At 64.3% G+C, this 17,813-nt stretch carries 17 protein-coding genes and 2 tRNA genes; 5 read left to right on the top strand and 14 right to left on the bottom strand.

Annotation, left to right across the window (positions count from 1 at the left end; translation table 11 throughout):
- Positions 1-53: 53 nt before the first annotated feature.
- From P2T60_RS00360 to P2T60_RS00340, 5 genes are all read right to left on the bottom strand, one after another.
- Positions 54-494 carry a universal stress protein gene (locus P2T60_RS00360; protein WP_276280574.1) on the bottom strand — a complete coding sequence of 147 codons (441 nt, stop codon included), beginning with the start codon at positions 492-494 and terminating at the stop codon, positions 54-56.
- 276 nt (positions 495-770) lie between these two features.
- The gene (gene fer, locus P2T60_RS00355; RefSeq protein ID WP_276280573.1) at positions 771-1,436 is read right to left on the bottom strand and encodes a ferredoxin Fer; all 666 of its coding nucleotides are present in this window, start codon (positions 1,434-1,436) and stop codon (positions 771-773) included.
- Positions 1,437-1,477: 41 nt separating this feature from the next.
- Entirely contained in the window at positions 1,478-1,819 is a 342-nt protein-coding gene (locus P2T60_RS00350) for a hypothetical protein (RefSeq protein ID WP_276280572.1), read from the bottom strand.
- A gap of 383 nt (positions 1,820-2,202) precedes the next feature.
- A tRNA-Phe gene (locus P2T60_RS00345) sits at positions 2,203-2,276 on the bottom strand.
- Positions 2,277-2,500: 224 nt separating this feature from the next.
- A complete protein-coding gene (locus P2T60_RS00340; protein ID WP_276280571.1) occupies positions 2,501-3,064 on the bottom strand; it encodes a hypothetical protein in 564 nt (187 codons plus the stop codon).
- 363 nt (positions 3,065-3,427) lie between these two features.
- Between P2T60_RS00340 and P2T60_RS00335 the strand changes: the two genes are divergently transcribed.
- Positions 3,428-4,474 (top strand): HNH endonuclease, encoded by a 1,047-nt coding sequence (locus P2T60_RS00335; protein ID WP_276280570.1) that lies wholly within the window; start codon positions 3,428-3,430, stop codon positions 4,472-4,474.
- Between the two features lie 38 nt (positions 4,475-4,512).
- On the opposite strand, the gene P2T60_RS00330 is transcribed toward P2T60_RS00335, so the two are convergent.
- The 3 genes from P2T60_RS00330 to P2T60_RS00320 all read right to left on the bottom strand — a co-directional run bounded on the left by P2T60_RS00330 (position 4,513) and on the right by P2T60_RS00320 (position 6,769).
- Positions 4,513-5,712 (bottom strand): Cdc6/Cdc18 family protein, encoded by a 1,200-nt coding sequence (locus P2T60_RS00330; RefSeq protein ID WP_276280569.1) that lies wholly within the window; start codon positions 5,710-5,712, stop codon positions 4,513-4,515.
- A 671-nt stretch (positions 5,713-6,383) separates the two neighbouring features.
- Positions 6,384-6,617 carry a DUF7385 family protein gene (locus P2T60_RS00325; RefSeq protein WP_276280568.1) on the bottom strand — a complete coding sequence of 78 codons (234 nt, stop codon included), beginning with the start codon at positions 6,615-6,617 and terminating at the stop codon, positions 6,384-6,386.
- Entirely contained in the window at positions 6,614-6,769 is a 156-nt protein-coding gene (locus P2T60_RS00320) for a hypothetical protein (protein WP_276280567.1), read from the bottom strand. The genes P2T60_RS00325 and P2T60_RS00320 overlap by 4 nt, the downstream gene beginning before the upstream one ends.
- A gap of 202 nt (positions 6,770-6,971) precedes the next feature.
- On the opposite strand from P2T60_RS00320, the gene P2T60_RS00315 reads away from it, so the two are divergent.
- Positions 6,972-7,334 carry a hypothetical protein gene (locus P2T60_RS00315; protein ID WP_276280566.1) on the top strand — a complete coding sequence of 121 codons (363 nt, stop codon included), beginning with the start codon at positions 6,972-6,974 and terminating at the stop codon, positions 7,332-7,334.
- Between the two features lie 235 nt (positions 7,335-7,569).
- On the opposite strand, the gene P2T60_RS00310 is transcribed toward P2T60_RS00315, so the two are convergent.
- A tRNA-Val gene (locus P2T60_RS00310) sits at positions 7,570-7,643 on the bottom strand.
- Positions 7,644-7,734: 91 nt separating this feature from the next.
- Here P2T60_RS00310 and P2T60_RS00305 point away from each other — a divergent pair.
- Together P2T60_RS00305 and P2T60_RS00300 are read left to right on the top strand one after the other, a co-directional pair.
- Complete coding sequence (locus tag P2T60_RS00305) at positions 7,735-8,004, top strand: DUF7538 family protein (protein WP_276280565.1); 270 nt, start codon at positions 7,735-7,737, stop codon at positions 8,002-8,004.
- A gap of 152 nt (positions 8,005-8,156) precedes the next feature.
- The gene (locus P2T60_RS00300) at positions 8,157-10,121 is read left to right on the top strand and encodes an ABC transporter ATP-binding protein (protein ID WP_276280564.1); all 1,965 of its coding nucleotides are present in this window, start codon (positions 8,157-8,159) and stop codon (positions 10,119-10,121) included.
- On the opposite strand, the gene P2T60_RS00295 is transcribed toward P2T60_RS00300, so the two are convergent.
- The 4 genes from P2T60_RS00295 to P2T60_RS00280 all read right to left on the bottom strand — a co-directional run bounded on the left by P2T60_RS00295 (position 10,118) and on the right by P2T60_RS00280 (position 14,820).
- Positions 10,118-11,065 carry a hypothetical protein gene (locus P2T60_RS00295; protein ID WP_276280563.1) on the bottom strand — a complete coding sequence of 316 codons (948 nt, stop codon included), beginning with the start codon at positions 11,063-11,065 and terminating at the stop codon, positions 10,118-10,120. The two genes, P2T60_RS00300 and P2T60_RS00295, sit on opposite strands and share 4 nt — an antisense overlap.
- 120 nt (positions 11,066-11,185) lie before the next feature.
- Positions 11,186-12,031, bottom strand: a complete 846-nt coding sequence (gene otsB, locus P2T60_RS00290) for a trehalose-phosphatase (RefSeq protein ID WP_276280562.1) — start codon at positions 12,029-12,031, stop codon at positions 11,186-11,188.
- A 78-nt stretch (positions 12,032-12,109) separates the two neighbouring features.
- Positions 12,110-13,687 carry an alpha,alpha-trehalose-phosphate synthase (UDP-forming) gene (locus P2T60_RS00285; RefSeq protein WP_276280561.1) on the bottom strand — a complete coding sequence of 526 codons (1,578 nt, stop codon included), beginning with the start codon at positions 13,685-13,687 and terminating at the stop codon, positions 12,110-12,112.
- 833 nt (positions 13,688-14,520) lie between these two features.
- A complete protein-coding gene (locus P2T60_RS00280; RefSeq protein WP_276280560.1) occupies positions 14,521-14,820 on the bottom strand; it encodes a DUF5789 family protein in 300 nt (99 codons plus the stop codon).
- A gap of 717 nt (positions 14,821-15,537) precedes the next feature.
- On the opposite strand from P2T60_RS00280, the gene trpB reads away from it, so the two are divergent.
- Positions 15,538-16,707, top strand: a complete 1,170-nt coding sequence (gene trpB, locus P2T60_RS00275) for a tryptophan synthase subunit beta (protein WP_276280559.1) — start codon at positions 15,538-15,540, stop codon at positions 16,705-16,707.
- A gap of 16 nt (positions 16,708-16,723) precedes the next feature.
- Here trpB and P2T60_RS00270 read toward each other — a convergent pair whose 3' ends face one another.
- Positions 16,724-17,752, bottom strand: a complete 1,029-nt coding sequence (locus tag P2T60_RS00270) for a hypothetical protein (protein ID WP_276280558.1) — start codon at positions 17,750-17,752, stop codon at positions 16,724-16,726.
- Between the last annotated feature and the right edge of the window lie 61 nt (positions 17,753-17,813).

The following is a 17,813-nucleotide window of genomic DNA, read 5'->3' as shown; positions in this document are numbered from 1 at the left end:
AAATGCGTCCCGAAGGCGCGTCACTCGCGGCGCGCCTCCGGGACGCGTCGAACCTACACGACGCGGACCGGCACGTCCGTCTTCCCGAGAACCCGCTTGGTTGTGGACCCGATGAGGGGTTTGTCGGGGTCCGACCGGCCCCGCCGCCCCATCACCACGAGGTCCACGCCGTGTTCGCGGGCGTAGTCGAGTATCTCGTCTTCGGGAATGCCGGATTTGGTCGCCGTGACGCACTCGACGCCCGCTTGCTCGGCGCGGTCCGTCGCCGCGTCGAGGAAGCGCGCTCCCTTCTTTTGCAGGCGCTCTTTGGTCTCGGCGATGTCGCTGGGCGTCACCATGAAGTCGGCGTCCCCGACGTTCATCACGTAGAGGGCGTGGACGGTTCCGCCGCTCTCGGCCGCGAGTTCGACGGCCTGTTCGACCGCTCGCTCGGCCGCTTTGCTCCCGTCGGTCGGCACGAGGATGTCGTCGTACGCTATCGCGTCCCCCACCATGCCTCGTCGTTCGACGCGCGACCTTATCAAATGCCACCCGCACGGAGAGAGGGAGGTGTGAAGTACAATACTGTTTCTAAAGAAATGGCATATAAAGCTCAAGCAATTATTTCTATTTCTAAAAGAACTGTGAAAGTTGCTCACGGCGTCCGGACCGACGGTCCGGACGCCGGACGCTCCAATCGTTCTCGGTCCAATCGTCCTCAGTCGTTGGCGTAGGCCTCAGTCGTTGGCGTACGCCTGGTCGTTGGCGTACGCCTAGTCGTTGGCGTACGCCTAGTCGTTCGCGTACGCCTGTTCGAACGGGCGCGGCGGCAACAGCAAGTCGTCGAGTTCGGGCATGTGCTTGACGTTGTAGACGACTTTCAACTCGTCGGTGATGGGCATCCCGTTGCAAGATAGCCGAAACCCGCGCTCCATCAGTTCCGCCGGGAGGACGTGACTGGAGGGCATCGACAACTCGCCTTCGAGGAGCAGAATCGCGCAGTTGGCGCAGGCTCCGCCGCGGCAGGCGAACGGCCACGCGAACCCGCGTTCCTCCGCGGCTTCGAGCAGTGACTCGCCGGGCCGAACCCGGAACTGCCCGTAGTCCACTTCCCCGAAGTCCTCGTCGGCCGCCTTCCGAAACAGTCGCTCGTCGTCGGTCTGCCACCCGAAGTCCGAGAGAACGTCGTAGTTGAGATACGTCACCTCGGAGTAGGCGCGTTCTTGCTCCCGTTCGTCGTCCGAGTCGTCTTCGTCCGCGAAGTCGGCCGCCGTGACCTCCGTCTGCTCCTCGTACCCCGCTTTGATTCGCTCGTAGGCCCGCCGGACCGCTTTGAACTCCTCGACCGACCCGCCTTGGTCCGGATGGGCCTCCTTAATCCGCTCTCTGTACGCCTGCTCTATCTCCTCGTCGTCGGCGTCGGCATCGACGAGTAACACGTCGAACGGGGACTCCATCACCCCTTTCTAGCGAAATCCGAAGTATAAACCTTGGCTCGTCACGCCGAAGGCTCGCTTTCTCCGTCGAACAACGATTCTCGCTCGCCCGATTGGTACCAGTACCACGCGATTAGCGCGACGAGTTCGTCCGTCGAACACTCCCCGATTGGTACGTCCCTCACCTCCTCGACGCTCGAATCTTCGAACCGAGACGGTGGTTCCGGAGACGACGACAGGGCGTGGGCGTACTCGTTTACGACTCCGCTCCACCGCATCAGTAGTTCGCCAGCGATTCCGTCGCCGTCGTTCAACTGACCGATAGTCACGTCGTCGCCGAGCGTCCCGTCTCGGGACGGGTGTTGCGGCAACTCCTCCGGGATTGCGTCTTCTCGATACCCCATACGCACGAAACGAGTCGTTCCTCCGATAAATCTTCGTGATGAACCGTCTGATAGCCCTTCCCCGGATTCCGTCGCGTCGCCGGATGCCGCCTCCCGGATTCGAACCGGAGCCAGACGTTCCGGGCGTGCGACCCTTCGGGTCGTTCCGGGCTGTGACTGGCAGAGTTCGAATTCGTCCGAGAAACCAGATTTGTGATTCGCAGGAAAACGAGCGACCTAGAAGTCGCTCGCCGTGTTGCGAATCGCAAAATCATGCCGCCTCCCGGATTTGAACCAGAGCCAGACGTTCCGGGCGTGCGACCCTTCGGGTCGTTCCGGGCTGTGACTGGCAGGGTTCAAATCGGTCGTGAGCATTTTCACTGCTCACTTCGTTCGCAGGAAAATGCCGCCTCCCGGATTTGAACCGGGGACAGCTCGATCTTCAGTCGAGTGCTCTCCCAGTCTGAGCTAAGGCGGCGCACTCGAAACGAGGCACATGAGAGAGAAAAGCGTTTCGAAACACCACGACGGGAGCGGGACAAACTCTTTGAGTAGCGGTACCGAACCACAGACGAGATGGGCGACCCGGCCTGCTACCTCGAATTCTGTCCGGAGTGCGACGCACAGGTGACTATCGCCGACGACGAGTGCCCGGACTGCGGGGGCGAACTCGACTGACGCGGCCGCAGGCGACCTGCGGCCTCAGGCGACTTTCCGGCGGTCGGAGAATCGCGTGGTCCCGCCGTCGGACTCGACCACGGTGACGATGGTGACGTAGCCGTCGTTGGCGCTGATTGCCAAGCCGCCGGTGAAACCCACGTCTACACGCTCGGTGGAGGTGTGAGACTCGCCGACAGAGAGCGTACCCACACTCTCGTTGCCCGACCAGAGCAGTTGGTCGTCGGCGTACATCTCGGTCGTGACCCGTACGTTCTCGCGGGCCGTCGCGCCCGTGTTCGACAGGCGCGCCGTCACGTTCCGGCAGGTGTTCCCGCACTTCTCGACCCGCAGGATGGAGAAGGCGTAGTTCGAGTCGCCGGTCGTCGCTGTCCCCGTTCGGTCGGCGTCACCGCCGTCTGCGACCGTCTCGGTCGCCGGACCCTCCGCTCCGTCGTCGGTCGTCGTCGCCGTCGCAGTCTCCGCCCCAGTCGTTCCATCGCCGTCGGGAGAGTCGAGCGTCCCGCCGGGACCAGAGCCGTTGACGTACAGGACGCCGCCGCCGACGCCGAGTAGAACGACGACTGCGACCAGCACGCTACGATTCACCACACCACCCTACTGGCGTGCCAGTGCATGGCCGTGGCGTTTCTCGCAGGTTGGTATAGCTTTGATGGCTCGTGGACGGCAGACGCGAGTGACCGCGAGCAACCGCAAGTGACCGCGAGCGCCGAGCGAGTCGCCCGACTCCGACAAGCGTAACTACGCCTCGGCCGTAGTCTTGCACGATGCGTGGGAAACTATCGACGGCGGTAAAGTTCGGAGTCGGCCTGTTCGTCCTCGTGGAACTCGTCGCACTCGTGGAGTGGGCGTCGAACGAAGGCGCAATCTGACTCCGGTCGGGCGAGGGCAGTCTGCCCTCGCCCGACCGGACTCGAGGGAGCTATACCGCTCGATTCTCTCGTCTCGTTTATGAAAGACCTGTTTCGTATCGGCGTCGAGTACCGGGACAAAGGGAGCGCCAAACATCCCGAAGACCAGTTTCTGAACTGGATTCGCGGGTCGTTGGACACCGGCATCAAGAACACGGGCGGCATCCGCGAGTTGAGTTCTGACGTGGCCGACGACCCCGCGGCCATCGTCCTCGTCTCCAACGACGACGGCGTGTCACAGCACGCCGACCCGTGGCGAGACGCGCTCTCGACTTCCCGCGGCCGAATCGACTACTGGGGCGACGCCAAACACGGCAACCCCTACGACGAGTCCCACCGGAACGGGAAAATCAAGCGCGCGTTCGACCACGCCGCCAGAGGCAACCGCGAGCGAGTTCCGCCGGTACTGGTTTTCCGAAAGCCGCGGCCGGGAATCGTGGAGTTCTGCGGCCTCTGCGTGCCCGACTACTTCGAGGTGAAGAACTACCGGGACGACGACGGAAACCGAATCCCGAACTACCTCTTTCACTTCACGGTGCTGAACGCGGATGCGGTCGCTCCGACGTGGCTTCACGACCGCGTGCGGACGAACAGCGACGAGCGGGCACCGTCGGTGTGGCGCGACTGGGTTCGGACGGGCGAGGTCCGCCAGTGGCCGACGGGCGAAGTCGTGAGCGACACCGGCGGGACCCGCCGACGGGACGAACGCGAGCGAGTCACCGTCAGCGCCCGGTTCCGGAGCGAGGTACTGGACCGCTACGACCATCGGTGCGCGATGACGGACGTTCGGGAGGCGTCCCTGCTGGACCTCGCGCACGTCGTTCCGCGAAGCGACTCCCCGGAGTCCGCCGAAGACCCGGAGAACGCCCTCGTGTTGAACGCGCTCCACCACCGCGCGTTCGACGCCGACCTGTTCACCCTCGACGCCGAGCGCCGGATTCGGGTCAGTCCGGAGTTCGACCCCGGCCACCCGTTCCTCCGCGAGAGCGTCGCAGAGCGACGCGGCGACCGGGTGTCGTTGCCGGAGACGGCGCGAATCGGAGCGGAGTATCTGGAAGAGCGGAACGCCGAGTTGGGGTGGTTGTAGCTGAAAGTTCGGACGCCGCGAAGTAGGGTATAGCGACGCTACACCGCCTCTTCCCTGTCGAGTTCGTCACAGACCTCGAACACTACGTCGGCGTCCATGTCGAGGTCGTACTCGTGGTACGACCCGCCCTTCCGTCCCTCGTTCTCCTCGTGACGGAGCAGGAACCCGAGCATGTAGAGGTCGCTGAGGTGGTTCTGGATGCTCTTGAGCGTCGTCAGCGGTTCCTCGGCGCGCTTGGCGGCCACGCGGCGGTACATCTTCATAATCTCCTTCGAGCGAGCGGGCGTCTCGCCCACGTGGTCGAGTTGGGCCACTGCTTCGAGGACGAGGCGGGCGTGGAGCGACTGGTCTTCGATTTTGTCCTGTAGGCGGCCGCGCTTGACCGCTTCGCGGGCGAGACCGATGTGGTCGTCTTCGACCATCGGTTCGTCGTTCTGCTCGGCGATTTCCGCGCCCTTTCGGAGGAGGTCGATTGCTTGTCGGGCACTCCCCGTGTCGCGTCCCGCGACGGCGGCGGCCTTGGCGATGGCGCTGTTCGAGTAGCTATCGTCCGAGAGAGCTTTTTCGGCCCGGTCGTGGAGAATCGCCCGGAGTTCGTTGGCGTCGTAGGTGCTGAACGAGATTTCCTCTTCTTTCAGCGCGTCCTGTACTTTCGCCGAGAGGCGCTGTCGAAAGGTGTAGTTGTTGCTGATGCCGATGACGCCGATTCGGGCTTCTATAATGTGGTTGTTCGCGCGGGCGCGAGGGAGTTCGTAGAGCAGTTCGTTCGCGTCCTGTAGGTGGTCGATTTCGTCCAAGACGACCAGATGGGTCCCGCCGAGGCGGTCGAGTTGGCTGTAGAACTCTTCGAGGGCGTCGGCCGTCGAGAGACCCTTCTTCGGGAACGGCGCGCTCCCCTCGGGCAGGAGTCCGTTCACGAGAGTTCGGACGGCGCTGAACATCGTGTCACCGTTACAGTTGTGGCGGTGGACGTACAGGTCGTCCGCTTCCTCGCGCTGGTCGGTCTCGGCTTCGAGTTCGTCGAGAACGTAGCGCGTGACCGCGGTCTTTCCGACGCCAGCCTTTCCGTAGAGCATGACGTTCGACGGGTTGCGGCCGAAGAGAACGTCTTTGAACGCGGATTTGTACTCGTCTATCTCTTCCTCGCGTTCGAGGATTTCGTCCGGTTGGTACTCCTCTTCGAGGACTTCCTTGTCGAGGAAGATAGTGTCTGTAACGTCGCTGAACAGCCCGCCCATTGTTCTCGGTCTGAACTCTGAAGGAAGATATATAAAACCACTGTTCTCCTGTTTCGTGAGTTTTGAATCTTTTAAGTAGATATGAGAGAGTAGATTTCGTGAGAAATACGTCGTTCGAGTGGAGGGAGAGAGTTCGAGAAGCCGCTTGCCGCTATACAAAGATATAAATTGCTAGCTGGAATTTCGGACTCGAAACGAGGGGACCAGTGTCTCACACGAAAACAGACGAAACGTACTCTCTGTGTGTCGGCCAGTTTCGGCCACGGTTCCGAAGGGTACTTCGACTTCTCGGGCGACGCCGATAGTTCTCTCGGCTTCTCCGGTCGCTCCGACGATTGCCCCAACTGTTCCGGCCACACCGACGAGTGCATCGACACTCCAGCATTCGCTGGCCGCCCAATAAAACAGACGAAAGCCACTCTCCCTCCTCGCCGAGACGACGCGACCGCGAACCGCAACCGCGAGAACGACTCCCAAGAACAGACGAAACGTACTCTCTCCGACACGCGAGCCGACGTGGTAGCGACTCGGACGGAACAGACGAAATCCCCTCTCACCGTTCTACATCTCCGAGCGAAGGGGAGTTCGTTCGCCGACGAGAACAGACGAAACCTCCTCTCCCCGTGGTCGGGACGGCCGGGCTTCGAGACCCGTTCCGACGATTCGCCGAGTCAGTGCTGGTGCGTAAACAGAAGCACGTCGTCGTCCACAGTCGTCACGCAGAGGTCGAGCACCTTGCTCAGTTCGAGGCTGTCGTACTCGCCCGAACAGACGACCAAATCGTCGAAGGGGTCCTCGCAGGCCGGACAAGAGATGCTGACGGTGTTGCGGTAGGTCTTTACGCTGTCCGCCGATTCGTGGGGCGTCAGTGACGAAATCAGTTCGTCGAGGTCGGTCTCGTTCATAGCGTGGGATTCCCGAGGTTCGGAATCGTGATAATCCTACTGCTTCGACAGTCCACGGCGACGCCGTACATCTCGCCGACTGTCTCGTCACCGATCTCGTCGGGCAACGGCGCATAGTCGTCCACGACGGGATGACAATCCGGCTTCGCCACACGTGCCAACTCCGCGGCGACGCCCCGAGCGCGTCGGGTGCGAGAAGGTTGCCACGACGACGGGAGCGACATCGCCAGAAGCGCGCGAATCGTCTGCGTGATTCGCTCGATATTATCTTTTAGTTAACCGGAGGAGATAATTAACGAGACTACAACTTCATCGTCCAGAATAGTTTTCACGTGCTACTTCGTGTCCGATTGCATGGACGAAGACGTACCGCAACCGATACGATATTTCGTCGAACCCCTCGAAGAAATGGAATATTTTGAAACCGATGTCGGATTGGTGAACGTGCAGGCGCTCGGAATCACGTTAGGAGATTTTCATTATTTCGAGGAGGTCGAGGGGGACGCGGCGTTCTATCCCTGCCCGGAGTCGAACTACGCGGATGAGAACGACAGTGAGAAGCAGGAGGGCGTTCTGATGTACGCCCAAGGAGTAGGCTGGTACTGCGGGTACGATTTAGGAGGAGTTGGAATCGTAGAAGAGTGGTTTCAGGAGAACTTCGAGGCGTATCTCGATTCGGATGTACGGTTTACCGCGTTCGACGACGTTAGTTCGTGAACGTGCTACGACTCGCGGGGTGACGAGCGCACGAGGCGCTCGTCGCGTACTCGTCGGAAAATCGAGTGGGTCCGGGCGGATTCGAACCGGAGCAAGACGTTCTCGCTCGGTCGCTTTCGCTCCCTCCGCGAGCGTGCGACTTGCAGGGTTACGAATCGCCCTTCCTCCCCCGATTCACGACTCGCGGGGTGACGAGCGCACGAGGCGCTCGTCGCGTACTCGTCGGAAAATCGAGTGGGTCCGGGCGGATTCGAACCACCGGCCTCAGCCTTGTAAAGGCCGCGTCATAACCAACTAGACCACGGACCCGGTATCCGACCTAAATCGCTCGCCGGAAATAACTGTTACCTTCTCGGTCGGCTTTCGTAACCACTACCACGGACGCCGACCACCTCCGGGTATGGACGAACGAGTCGCGGCCCTCGCCGAACAGGACGGTTGGCAGGCCGAAGGCTTCGCCGCCCGCGTCCACTATCAGGGCGGCGACGACTACTACAGCATCGAGTTCTACGCGCCGAGCGAGTGCGTCGTCTACTGGAAGGTGAAAGGCGACGGCGAAACCGCGGTTCCGGTCGGCCGGAACACCGTCCCGGACCCCCTACGCGAGCGCATCCGGCAGGATTTGGCCGCGGCAGAGGTGGACCCGGAAGTCGAAAGCCGGTCGTTGTAGACGAGACCTGTCCGTCACCGCCTCACACTACCGTCATCCATAAGGTCGGCCTGCGCTTCACTTCGAAGTCCGATGAGAACGCTCGACTCTCCGACACCGGTATTTCGATTCGAAGGAAAGTTTTTCAACACCCGAACCTTTCCACAGTGATAATGAGTTTCATTGACGAGGACGACGACCCGTTCGAGGAACAACGGGAGCAGGCCGAGAATCCGATGAAACGGCTATTCCTCGAATACGGGTCCGAGAACACCTCCGCGTTCGTCACCGGCGTCGTGGCGAGCGTCTTCGCGCGGGTGCTGAACCTCCTCCCGCCCATCATCCTCGGGGTCGCTATCGACGCGCTCTTCTCCGAGGACGCGGCCAAGATTCCGTACCCGGAGGCGCTCGCGGGGCAACTCCCGCTGATGTCCGAGAGCTTCGCGGCCGAAATCGCGCCAGCCACGACGACCGACCAGTTCTGGTTCTCGGTCGCTATCGTCGCGGGGGCGTTCGGATTCGGAGCGGCGTTCCACTGGGCACGAAACTGGGGGTGGAACTCCTTCGCCCAGAACATCCAGCACTCGATTCGGACCGACACGTACGACAAGATGCAGCGACTGAACATGGACTTCTTCGCCGACAAGCAGACCGGCGAGATGATGTCCATCCTCTCGAATGACGTGAACCGACTGGAGCGCTTTCTCAACGACGGGATGAACTCGGCGTTCCGCCTGTCGGTAATGGTCGTCGCCATCGCGGTCATCCTGTTCAGCATGAACTGGCAACTCGCGCTGGTGGCGATGGTGCCGGTACCGCTCATCGCGGCGTTCACCTACAAGTTCGTGGAGATTATCCAGCCGAAGTACGCCGACGTGCGCTCTGCGGTCGGGAAGGTCAACTCCCGACTGGAGAACAACCTCGGCGGGATTCAGGTCATCAAGACATCCAACACCGAGAGCTACGAGTCCGACCGGGTCGAGGACGTGTCGAACAACTACTTCGACTCGAACTGGGGCGCTATCGTCACCCGCATCAAGTTCTTCCCGTCCTTGCAGATTCTCTCGGGTCTTGGGTTCGCACTGACGTTCGTCGTCGGCGGTCTCTGGGTCCTCAACGGCGAAGGGCCGTGGTTCTTCACGGGGAACCTCAGTCGCGGTGAGTTCGTCGTCTTCATCCTGCTGACCCAGCGGTTCATCTGGCCGATGGCCCAGTTCGGTTCCATCATCAATATGTATCAACGCGCGTACGCGTCGAGTTCCCGCATCTTCGGACTGATGGACGAACCGAGTCGGATTCGGGAAGACCCCGACGCCGAGGACCTCACCGTCGAGGACGGCGAAGTCGTCTACGAGGACGTGACCTTCGGCTACGACGACGAGGAGACTATCGTGGACGACATCAGTTTCGACGTGGCGGGCGGCGACACCCTCGCGCTGGTGGGTCCGACCGGGGCCGGAAAGTCCACGGTCCTGAAGCTCCTGCTCCGGATGTACGACGTGGACGACGGCGCGATTCGCATCGACGGCACCGACCTCCGGGACGTGAGTCTGCCGAGTCTCCGCCAAGCCGTCGGCTACGTCAGCCAAGACACGTTCATGTTCTACGGGACGGTCAAGGAGAACATCGCCTACGGCACCTTCGACGTTGACGACGAGGACATCGTGGAGGCCGCGAAAGCCGCCGAAGCCCACGAGTTCATCACGAACCTGCCCGAGGGCTACGACACCGAAGTCGGCGAGCGCGGCGTGAAGTTGTCGGGCGGTCAGCGCCAGCGCATCTCCATCGCCCGCGCGGTCCTGAAAGACCCCGAGATTCTGGTGCTGGACGAGGCCACCAGCGACGTGGACACCGAGACGGAGATGCTCATCCAGCGGAGTCTGGACGAACTCACCGAAGACCGGACCACCTTCGCCATCGCCCACCGCCTCTCGACCATCAAGGACGCGGACAAAATCGTCGTCCTCGAAGACGGCGAAATCGTGGAGCGCGGGAGCCACGACGAACTCTTGGGCGAAGACGGTCTCTACGCCCACCTCTGGGGCGTGCAAGCCGGAGAAATCGACGAGTTGCCACAGGAGTTCATCGAGCGCGCGGCCCGACGGACCGCCAGCGTCGAGACCGACGCCGACGATTAGGACGGACGCCGACCCCGCCGAGAGCGTCGATTATCGACGCCGATACTTTCCGCCGCTCTTGTCCCGCTGGAAGTCGCGTTGCCGGTCGCGCTGGCGGTCGAGTCGTCGCTCGTACTCGCGGAGCGACCCTCGCGTTCGGGCGGTCGGGCGGGGTCGCGTGACCCCGCCCGACCGCCGCGTGTACCTGCCCGACCGCCGCGTGTACCTGCCCGACCTCTCGCCTCGGCGCGGGTCCGCTCCCAGTCGGGGTCCCGCGGCCCGCCGTACTTCGGGACTCCGGGCGTCTCGTCGGACGATTCGCCGGTCTCGGTTCCCCGGTCGCCGGACTCCGAACGACCGCCTTCGCGCTCGCTTCGCTCGCTCGTCTTCGGTTCAGACGGCTCTTTCGGGGGTTGCTGGCGCTTGGGCGTCTCGTCGGCAGGCGGTCGGCGGTTCTCCGCGGACCGGTCGGGACGTTCTCCGGTCGTGGATTCGTGTCGCTCGGACACGTCCCGGTCTCCGGTGGATTCGCTTCGGTCGTCGCCTCGGTCTCCGGTGGATTCGCTCCGGGGCGGTCCGTCGTTGCCTTCGGACGTGCGGGTCTCTCCCGGTGGTCGAGACCCGTATCGTCGCGTCTGTGGTCGCATCTCTTCGGGTCGTCCCGTCTCCTCGGAGCGACCCGTCGGGTCGGGTCGTCCTGTCTGGTCGGGACGAGTGCCGTACCGTCGTCCGGACCCGCCCGTCTGCGGTCCGCCCGTCTGCGGTCCGGACTCGTCCGTCGGCCGACCGGACTCGCCCGCCTGTGGCCCGAACTCGCCGCGTCCAGCGTTCGACCGTCGCCGATTCGGTCGGGCAGGCTCTCGGCCCACATCCCGGCCTGCGTTGCTGTAGATTTCGTGGCTTTCGTCCGACCCGGCGCGCTCTTCGCCGTACTCGTCGTCGGTGTCGCGGTCGTCAGTTGCCATGGTTCGTTGGAGGATTGACCGATTCGGTGGATAAACCGGTGCGACCGTTCACATCGTTCGCGTCGGCGCTCGCCGATTCAACGCGGCGTTACGGGCGGGGAGAGACGAGACCGGGCGGTGTCAAGCCCCACCGACCGGGACGGCGTGGTGGTCGGTCTGCAGGAACTCGACGCCGTACTCGCTCAGCCACGAGAGTATCGCCCGGACCGCCTCCGGGTCGGCGACGCGGTACGGCGCTTCGGTGCCGGGGTCGTCGCCGACCTTGACGCCGAGACCCCGGTCGTCCAAGAGACTGAAGGCCGCCTCGTCGGTGGTGTCGTCGCCGACGTAGACCGGAAGCCACTGCCGGTCGTCGGGGACGAGTCGGTCGTAGAGTTCCCGGACGGCCTCGCCCTTGTCCCACTCGACGGCGGGCCGGAGTTCCAGCACGTTCTTGCCGGTGGTCAGGCGCACGTCGTCGCGGGGCGTCGCCAGCGTCTCGACGGCGTTGACGACCGTCGGCACGGCGTCGTCGGCCACGAGTCGGTAGTGAACCGTCGCGGTCACGCCCTTGTTCTCCACGATGACGCCGTCCACGTCGGCGAGTTGGTGGGCCAGTAGGTCACAGAGGTGTGCGATTGTTTCCTCGGCCTCGCTCGCGGTCGGGTGGACCTCGTACTCGTCGGCGTGGATTTCGAGGCCGTGGTTCCCGGCGTAGGAGATGTCCGGGACGCCGACGCGTTCGCGCACGTCGGCGAGTTCCCGGCCGCTGACCACCGCGACTTCCACGTTCGGTTCGGCGGCCAGCGCCACGATTGCCTCCCGAGCCGGGCCGGGAATCGTGGCGTCCTCGGGCCGGTTCTCGATGGCGGCCAAGGTGCCGTCGAAGTCGAGGGCGACCAACAGGCCGTCGTGTTCGACCAGTGCTTCCACTGCGACGTAGAGGTTCTCCCGAAGCGAGTCGGGGATGTCGGGGGTGTCTGGCATCGTTGGATGCGTCGTCGTTCGGGTCGTTATCGTTCGGGTGTCGTCGGAGTGCTGTCTCGATTCGGAGCGTCGTCGGTCTCAGTCGCCGTCGGGCGCGGGGCGACTCGGGCGGTCCGGCCGAATCGAGCGACGCCCGCGCTGGATGGCGGCGGCGGTCTCGAAGGTCGATTCCAACCACTCGTACACGTCTTCGGCGTGGACCTCGCGCTGGAGGTCCGCGGCGCGCTTTCGGCGTTCGACCCGCGAGAGCGCCAGCGAGTCGGCGATGGCGTCGGCGAAGTTCGCGGTGTCGTGTGGGTGGACGACGACGGCCTCGTCGCCCAACTGCTCGGTCGCGCCCGCGAGTTCGCTCAGGACGAGGACGCCGGGTTCGCGGGTCTGGGCCGCGACGAACTCCTTGGCGACGAGGTTCATCCCGTCGCGGACCGGCGTGACGAGACCGAGGTCGGCCTCCCGGTAGAGCGCGGCGATTCCTTCCTCGGGCAGGTGGTCGGTGGTGTAGACCACGGGCGTCCAGTCGTCGGTGCCCAAGCGGTCGTTGATGCGCTCGACTTCGGCGGCCACGCGATTTCGGAGGTCGTCGTAGGCCGGGATGCCCGCCCTGCTCTCGGTTCCCTTCTGGACGTAGGTCAACTCGCCGCGCCACTCCGGATTTTCGGCCCAGAAGCGTTCGAGGGCGGCGAGACGGGGTTCGATGCCCTTGGTGTAGTCGAGGCGCTCGACCCCCACCGCGATGGCGTCGTCGGGGTCGATACCGTGGCTCTCGCGGAAGTCGGCCCACCACCGGTCGGCGGCGTCGGACTCGGCGAGTTCGGCCTGCCTACTGGCGTCGATGCCGAGGGGGAACGACCGCACGAACGTCCGGTGGTCGCGGTACGAGACGCTTGCGCTGGCGCGGTCCACGCGGGCGTCGGTGGCGGCCTCCACGCAGTCGAGGAAGTTCCGGCAGTAGTCGTCGGTGTGAAAGCCCACGAGGTCGTTCGCGAGCAAGCCGTCGAGAAGCGTCTCGTACTGGGGGCACGCCCGGAACACGTCGCGGGACGGCCACGGGACGTGCCAGAAGTGCGCGAGGAAGGCGTCGGGTCGCTCTTCCCGGACCGCTCGCGGGGCCAGCGCGAGGTGGTAGTCCTGAAACCACACCACGGGGTCGGGGGCCGCGCCGTCGGTGGCGGCCACGATTGCGTCGGCGAAGTCGTCGTTGGTCTCGCGGTACGCCTGCCAGAACTCCTCGCGGGGCTTCATCTTCGCGGTGTCGAGGTGACACAGCGGCCAGAGGACCCGATTGCTGTACCCGCGGTAGTAGCCTTCGACCTGCTCGTCGGACAACCAGACGCGCCGGAGGTCGTAGGCCGGGTCCTCGGGCGGGACACCGACCCGTCCGTCGTCGTCCGCGACTTCCCGGTCGGCGTCGCCGTCGCCCCACGCGACCCACGTCCCTTCCGCGGCCTGCATCACCGGGTCGAGCGCCGCGGTGAGACCCCCCGCCGGGCGGTCCACGGTTATGCGGTCGTCGCTCGCGGTCGATTGCGCACCGTCGGCGTAGTCGTGACTGTACGGTTGGCGGTTCGATACCACGACGAGTTCGCGGTCCTCGCAGAGGTCTGCGACGGTTTCGGCGGCCGCTTGTGCTGTCGCCCCTGTCGTGTTCGCTGTCATCCTGAAAGTGTGTCTCCCGTCTCCCTCGGCGGGCCGGACGCCCGCCGTCGGCGAATTCTGCTATCGGAGCATTGCCGACACGCCTTGATAATGTAGTCGTCCGTTCAGGTCCGTTTACGAACGTTCGGCGCGGGGAACGACCGCCTACTCTCGCGGGAGCGTTCGCCGGGCGAGTTCAGGCCGCGTTTGCGACGGAGTAAGCCGCGATTACCGGGGGAATTCGGTCGTCTGAAGCGTCGTTCTCGAAGGCGGCAGTCCGCAGTTTCAGACAGCGCACGACAGTTGGAGACGTGCGAGCGACTTCGGACGCGCCCACGGTAGCCCGAAATGTCGAAAGGACTTCCGCCGGAGAAGTCGGCACGGACGTTGGAAGTTTCTTCTCCGACGTGAACTCGGATGATACGTGACACAGACTCCACTCCCGGTGTGGTCTGGCGCGAGTTTCATCTCGCGCCAGACCGCGCGAGGGATGAGGCTTGCGAGACGCTTCGCGTCTCGCTGATTTGCGAACGTCGTTCGCAGCATCGAGCGACTGGAGGGAGCGCGACGCGCAGTCGGTTGGAGAGGCGCGTGGTCCGCGGTCGGCGGTGCTGTGCGGTATGATTGGTTCAAGCCCGAAGCTAGTCCCTCGATTCTCTGCTGTCCACGGTCGGCGGTGTAGTTGTCGTGCCGTGCAGTCGGCGGTGTAGTCGCCGTACCGTGCGGTCGGCAGTGTAGTCGGCGTACCGTGCGGTCGGCGGTGCAGTCGTAGCTTCGATTCGCTTACGCACCCCGTCCGTCGCTCGAACGGTCAACTGCCGGAAAGACGGCCGCGAAAAGAAGAACCACGACGCTCAGAACGACACGTCGTTAGGCGCGGACGCGAACGCGCCGCGGTCGGTGTACCCCTTCCGGCCGACGGCCTCGCCAGCGACGGTGTTCAGGACGACCTGCCGGACCTCGGCCGCCGAGTCGCAGGTGTCGTCTATCGGTGCCAGTAGCGCGGCCAGCGTCTCGGACCCGCCAGCGTAGGTAATCTCGAACTCGCCGAAGGTATCGGCGAGTTCGCGGGTGGTCGCGGGGTAGTCGTGGCCGTCCAAGTGCCCGGCCAGTTCGCCGAACTCGACGCCTTGCTCGCGGTGGGTGTCTGTCATCGCCGTCGGTTCGAGACTCGCGGGGATAACCTCGGTGGCCGCTTCGAGACGTGTTTAGATTTCTTTGAGACTTGTTTTTGTTTGTTTACTGTATCTGGAGTTGGTTGAAAGGTGGGGGCGCTTCAGACTCGAATCGCTCGGACTGCCACCGCCGACTGCGTAGCGACCGTAGACGGCATCGCGGACGACGGCGAATCGGAGACGCTAGCTTCAGACTCGAACTATCAAAACCGCACAGCACCGCCACCGCCGACCGCGAACCACGCGACTCCCCAACCGACTGCGGCTTCTGCGACCGGCGGTCACAGGTCAGCGAGGCGTTTCGCGCCTCGCAAGCCTCGGTCGTCGCTCCCGTCGGTCGCTCCTCCTTGCGGACCTCATCCCTCGCTCACCGTCGGCGGACCACGAGGGTCCGCCAGCGCGCGCCGGGCCGGAAAAGTCCCGCTACCACGTTTCGGGGCGGAAGTCGCGCCACCACGCGACTCTCCCGAACGTCCGATATGCGATGGGGGAGAACGAGTAACTCCCACGCGGACCGTCCGGGAGGACGTGAACGTCGCCATCGTCGGCGGGGGAATCGTCGGACTCGCCAGTGCGTACTCCCTCGCCGAGCGTTGGAGTTCTCGAAGAGCGAAACGTGGCGTGAGCGAGTCGGCGACTTCGGGTCGTGATAACGTGGCTTGTATATTTATATACGGTGACGGACAACGTTGGCTCATGTCTCACGACGCTCCGTCCGGCGATTTCGAAGGATTCGGCGGTCGTCACGTCCCCGAATCGCTCGAAGAACCGCTCGCCCAGTTAGCCAGTTCCTTCGACGAGATTCACGACACCGACGAGTTTCGGGAGCGATTTCGAGGCTACCTCCGGGACTTCGCGGGGCGACCCACGCCCGTCTTCCACGCCGAGCGACTCTCCGAGGAGTACGGCGCGCAAATCTACCTCAAGCGCGAGGACCTGCTCCACGGCGGCGCGCACAAGATAAACAACTGCCTCGGACAGGCCATCCTCGCGGAGGAGGCCGGAAAGACCCGACTCATCGCCGAAACCGGCGCGGGCCAGCACGGGGTCGCTACCGCGATGGTCGGCGCGCTCGTCGGGTTGCAGACCGAGATTTACATGGGGAAGAAAGACGCCGAGCGCCAGACGATGAACGTCTTCCGGATGCGACTCATGGGCGCGGAGGTCAACGAGGTCACGCGCGGCCGGTCCGGACTCGCCGACGCGGTGGACGTTGCACTCGAAGACTTCGCGGCGAACGTCGAAGACACCCACTACATGGTCGGGTCCGTCGTCGGCCCGGACCCCTTCCCGCGGATGGTCCGGGAGTTCCAGTCGGTCATCGGCCGCGAGGCCCGCGACCAGATTCGAGACGAGACCGGCCGACTCCCCGACGCCGCCGTCGCCTGCGTCGGCGGCGGGTCGAACGCCATCGGCCTGTTCCACGCCTTCCGGGACGACGACGTGGACTTCTACGGCGCGGAAGGCGGCGGAAAGGGCGAGGGGTCGGGCCAGCACGCCGCACCGCTCGCGGAGGGCGAGGAAGGCGTGATGCACGGCATGAAGACCCGGACGCTGGACGACGACACGGAAGTCCACTCGGTGTCGGCCGGTCTGGACTACCCCGCGGTGGGTCCCGAACACGCCATGTTCCGAGCCGTCGGCCGGTGTGACTACCGCGCGGTCGAGGACGACGACGCCCTCGACGCCTTCCGCGAACTCGCGGAGTTGGAGGGCATCATCCCGGCGCTCGAATCCAGCCACGCCGTCGCGCTGGCGAAAGAAATCGCCGCGGAGATGGACGAAGACGACGTGATTCTGGTGAACCTCAGCGGCCGTGGCGACAAGGACATGGAGCAGGCCGCCGAGATGTTCGAGTTGGGGTAGGTCGTCACCTCCGTCGCTACTCCGAATCGGTCGTCGTCTCACCCCCACCGCTTCCGAGAACCGCAACTTCCTCGATGGTGTCCTCGTCCCACATGTAGTGGACGAACGGTTGGGTCTCGCCGTCGGACAACTCGAACGCCGTCGGCACCGGACTCGGCCGCGGTCCCTCCGGCGTCGCCTCGATGGGCGGCAGGAAGAGGTGCGTGTGGTGCGGTCGGCCGAGGTAGGTCTCGTCCTCGCTCAGCGGCAGTTCCTCGTCCAGCGCCAGCGCGTAGCTGTCGGCCTTCCGGACGTTCTCGGTGGACATGAAGTGAATCACTCGTCCCGTGGCGGCCATCTCGCCGTTGACCCTGAGCGCACCCACGCCCCAGAGCGCGCCGTAGTTGAACAGTCTGGGCATCAGCGGCGTCCCCGTCCCGGTGACGCCGTGGAGCCACGTCCCCGTGACGACGCCGCCACCGGTCTCCCACGGCGGGAACGGCGGTTGGACGATGTGGTCGAGGACGACTTCGTACTCGTTGCCCGCGGGGTCGGCGAATCGCGCCGTGACCTCGGCGGTGTCGCGGGTGTCGCCCGGTTCGCCGGGCGTGTCGCTCGGCTGGCGGTCCACGTAGGTCACGTCGAGTTCGCCCTCGGTCTCCTGCGCGGAGTCGCTGTACCCCGTGAGGATGTCGGTGATAGTGTACGCCGACCCGTCCGCGTTGGTCTGGCGCTGTTCGACCGGCAGGCCGACCTGATACGTCTGTTCCTGTAAGAGTCGCTTCACCGGCCCCTCGGCGACGTTCACCCAGTGCTGGCCGGTCCGTCGGGGGTTCTCGGGCGTGCCGAAGACGTACTCGCTGATTCGGCGTCTGCCCGGCAGAACCCAGTGGGCCGTCTTCCCCCGGTCTTGGGCGACGCGGACTCGGACGCCGGGCCATCCGGTGTCGGCACGCTGTCCGTCGTCCTGTTCGAATCGAATCGGTACGTCTCCCCCGAGCGCGCCGACTCCGGCGAGCGCGCCGAGTTGCAGAAATTCACGTCTGTCGTGTGTCAACGTCCCCACCCGAAGGTACCGACTACCGGGGGGAAAATAAACTCGCCGCGGTCGTGCGGCCAGCGTGCGA

The organism is Halorussus caseinilyticus (genome assembly GCF_029338395.1).
GTDB classification, from domain to species: Archaea; Halobacteriota; Halobacteria; order Halobacteriales; family Haladaptataceae; genus Halorussus; species Halorussus caseinilyticus.
Note: the sequence above shows the minus strand (reverse complement) of the source record. Positions and strands in the feature narration are given on the sequence as shown.